Origin of the sequence: Tardiphaga sp., assembly GCF_025356345.1 — a bacterium.
Taxonomy (GTDB): Bacteria; Pseudomonadota; Alphaproteobacteria; order Rhizobiales; family Xanthobacteraceae; genus Tardiphaga.
Genome location: NZ_JANXTC010000224.1, coordinates 1 through 3953, shown reverse-complemented (window position 1 = coordinate 3953; position 3953 = coordinate 1). Strand labels below are relative to the sequence as shown.

At 66.6% G+C, this 3953-nt stretch carries 2 protein-coding genes; one reads left to right on the top strand and one right to left on the bottom strand.

The features are described from left to right. The coding region (locus Q0S16_RS13680; RefSeq protein WP_295849100.1) for a CusA/CzcA family heavy metal efflux RND transporter at positions 1 to 3096 on the top strand (3096 nt) is incomplete at its 5' end. A gap of 161 nt (positions 3097 to 3257) precedes the next feature. Here the strand turns inward: Q0S16_RS13680 and Q0S16_RS13675 are convergent. Beyond that, on the bottom strand, positions 3258 to 3953 hold a 696-nt coding region (locus Q0S16_RS13675; protein ID WP_295849098.1), incomplete at its 5' end, for an AMP-binding protein.

Sequence of the window (3953 nt, the reverse complement as noted above, 5' to 3'; positions counted from 1 at the left end):
CTCGGCGTCGCTCTGTTCGGTGCGTGGTCGCTGCGGCATTTGCCGATCGACGCGGTCCCTGACATCACCAACAAACAGGTCCAGGTGAACACCACTGCACCGGCGCTTTCGCCGCTGGAAATCGAAAAGCAGGTCACATTCCGCATCGAGACGGCGCTGGCCGGCATCGCCGGACTGGAGAGCACGCGCTCGCTGTCGCGCAACGGCTTTTCGCAGGTGACCGCGGTATTCGCAGACAACATCGACATCTACTTCGCGCGACAACAGGTCAATGAGCGGCTGATCGAGCTGCGCGCCGGCTTGCCGCCCAATGTCGATCCGAAGATGGGACCGATCTCGACCGGGCTCGGCGAAATCTACATGTGGTCGATCGCCTACACGGCGCCCGGTGACGGCGTCTATGTCACGCCCGACGGCGAGCGGCTGACCACCGAGGTCGCGCGCGCGGCCTATCTGCGCACCGTGCAGGACTGGATCGTCAGGCCGCAGATCCGCGGTGTCACCGGCGTGGCCGGCGTCGATTCGATTGGCGGCTTTGCCAAGCAGTACCAGGTGCAGCCGGACCCGGCGCGGCTGATCGCGCTCAATCTGTCCTTCGCGGACATCGTCCGCGCCATCGAGGCCAACAATGTCAGCCGCGGCGCCAGCGTGATCGAGCACAATGGCGAAGGCATCGCCGTGCGGTCCGACGGAAGATTGCGGGATTCCACCGACATTGGCGATGTCGTCGTCAGCACGCGCGGCTCGGTGCCGGTACGCGTCCGGGATGTCGCCGACATCATGATTGGCGGCGAGATACGCACCGGCAGCGCCAGCATGAACGGCCGCGAAACGGTGATCGGCACCGCGCTGATGCTGGTCGGCAGCAACAGCCGCATGGTGGCGTCGGCGGTGGACAGCCGGATCGTGGAACTGCGCAAGACGCTGCCGTCCGGCATCGAACTCACCACGGTGCTCGACCGTACAACGCTGGTCGACGCCACCGTCACCACTGTCGCCACCAATCTCGGCGAAGGCGCGCTGCTGGTAATTGTCGTGCTGTTCGTGATGCTCGGCAATTTTCGCGCCGCGCTGATCGCGGCACTGGTGATCCCGGTGGCGATGCTGATGACGGCGGCCGGCATGCTGCAGGGCCGGATCAGCGCCAATTTGATGAGCATGGGGGCGCTGGATTTCGGCCTGATCGTCGATGGCGCCGTGATCATCGCCGAAAACGCGCTGCGCCACCTCGCCGAGAAACAGCACGCCGCCGGCCGCGCGCTGTCACGCGACGAACGGCTGCGGACCGTACAGGCCGCCGCCGAGGAAATGATCGGCCCCAGCGTCTATGGCCAGGCCATCATCATGCTGGTCTATTTGCCGCTGCTGACCTTCACCGGCGTCGAAGGCAAGATGTTCCAGCCAATGGCGCTCACCGTGCTGCTGGCGCTGGCCGCGGCCTTCGTGCTGTCGCTGAGCTTCGTGCCGGCGATGATCGCGATCTTCGTGACCGGCCGGGTGCGCGAGGGCGACAACATCGCGATCCGCGGCCTGAAGCGGATCTATGCGCCGGCGCTGTCCCGTACCATCCGGCGCCCGCTGGCCGCGATTGCCGGCGCCGTCCTTCTGTTCGCGGTCGCTATCGCTCTGTTCACGCGGCTCGGGCAGGAGTTCATCCCGACGCTCGACGAAAAGAACATCGCGATGCATGCGCTGCGGATTCCCAGCACCGGGCTTTCGCAGTCGCAGGCGATGCAGCTCGATGTCGAGAAGGCGGTCATGGCGCTGCCGCAGGTGGCGCGGGTGTTCTCGAAGACCGGAACCGCGGAGGTAGCGTCCGACCCGATGCCGCCCAACGCCTCCGACACCTTCATCATCCTGAAACCACAAGCCGCCTGGCCGGATCCGGACATGACCAGGGAAGCGCTGCTCAAGCGGATCGAGGCGGCGGTCGGCGAGCTGCCGGGCAACGCCTATGAATTCACCCAACCGATCCAGATGCGCTTCAACGAGCTGATTGCCGGCGTGCGCGGCGATCTGGCCGTGAAAGTGTTTGGCGACGAGTTCGAGCCGCTGCTGCGATCGGCGGACCAGATCGCCGCGATCCTGCGGGACACCCGTGGTGCCGTGGACGTCAAGGTCGAGCAGGCTGACGGCCTCTCGATCCTCGATATCACCGTCGACAGAGCGGAGACCGCCCGGCGCGGACTGAGCCTCGCGGCCGTGCAGGAAGTGATCGGCACCGCGATCGGGGGTCGCGACGCCGGCCTCATCTATGAAGGCGACCGCGGCTTCGCGATCGTGGTGCGGCTGCCGGATGCGATCCGTACCGACCTCGACGCACTGAAGAACCTGCCGGTGTCATTGCCGTCGGGCGCCGCGACCACGGCGACAGTGCCGCTCGGCCAGCTCGCGCGCTTCGATCTGCGCGAGGGCCCGAACCTGATCAGTCGAGACAATGGCAAGCGCCGCGTCGTGGTGACCGCCAATGTGCGCGACCGCGACATCGCCTCGGTCGCCAATGAGGCGCGCGCCGCGATCGACGCGCAGGTGAAACTGTCACCCGGCAGCTGGACGAGCTGGAGCGGCCAGTTCGAGAATCTGGCGGCGGCGCGCGAACGCCTCGCGCTGGTGGTACCGGCCTGCTTCGTGGTGATCTTCCTGCTGCTGATGAGCGCGCTGGGTTCGGCGCGCGACGCCGCTCTGGTGTTCAGCGCCGTGCCGCTGGCGCTGACCGGCGGCGTGCTGGCGCTATGGGCACGCGGCATCCCGTTCTCGGTCTCGGCGGCGGTCGGCTTCATCGCGCTGTCGGGCGTCGCCGTGCTGAACGGGCTGGTGATGCTGACCTATATCAAGCAGCTGATGGCGCAGGGCCACGCCCGGCTCGCGGCGATCCGGGAGGGGGCGCTGACGCGGCTGCGCCCGGTGGTGATGACGGCGCTGGTGGCCTCGCTGGGTTTCGTGCCGATGGCGCTGGCCACCGGCACCGGTGCCGAGGTGCAGCGCCCGATCGCCACCGTGGTCATTGGCGGCCTGATCAGCGCGACCCTGCTGACGCTGCTGGTCCTGCCAGCGCTGTATGCATGGCTGGGACGGGATGAGCCAAATAAAGCCTAGCTGAACAGTGCGATCTTCTTTGCTTCTCCCCTTGTGGGAGAAGGTGGCGCGGACGAAGTCCGTGCCGGATGAGGGGTGGCGACAAAGCTCATCTGTCCCCCTCACCCGCCTTCGCTGCGCGAAGCCACCCTCTCCCACGAGGGGAGAGGGAAGGAAGGAAGCTACTTCGCGTAGATCTTTCCGTAGGTATCCCGCAGCACGTTTTTCTGCACCTTGCCCATGGTGTTGCGCGGCAGGTCGTCGACGAACAACACGCGCTTCGGCATCTTGAACTTGGCGATGCGGCCATCCAGCGCGGCGATCACGCCGGCCTCGGTGAGGCCGGCCGCCTTGTCCGACACCACCACCGCGGTGACACCCTCGCCGAAATCGGCATGCGGCACGCCGATCACGGCGCTCTCCACCACGCCCGGCATGGCGTCGATCTCGCTTTCGATTTCCTTCGGGTAGACGTTGAAGCCGCCCGAGATCACCAGGTCCTTGCCGCGGCCGAGAATGTGGACGTAGCCATTGCCATCGATCTTGCCGAGGTCGCCGGTGATGAAGAAGCCGTCGTCGCGAAACTCCGCCTTGGTCTTCTCCGGCATCCGCCAGTAACCCTTGAACACGTTGGGGCCCTTGACCTCGATCATGCCGATGGTCTCCGGCGCCAGCGTGTTGCCGCTCTCCGGATCGGTGACGCGCACCGAGACGCCGGGCAGCGCGTGGCCGACCGCGCCGGGGACGCGCTCGCCATCATAGGGGTTGGACGTGTTCATGTTGGTCTCGGTCATGCCGTAGCGCTCCAGCACGGCGTGGCCGGTGCGCGCCTGCCATTCGCGATGCGTGTCGGCCAGCAGCGGTGCCGAACCGGAGAT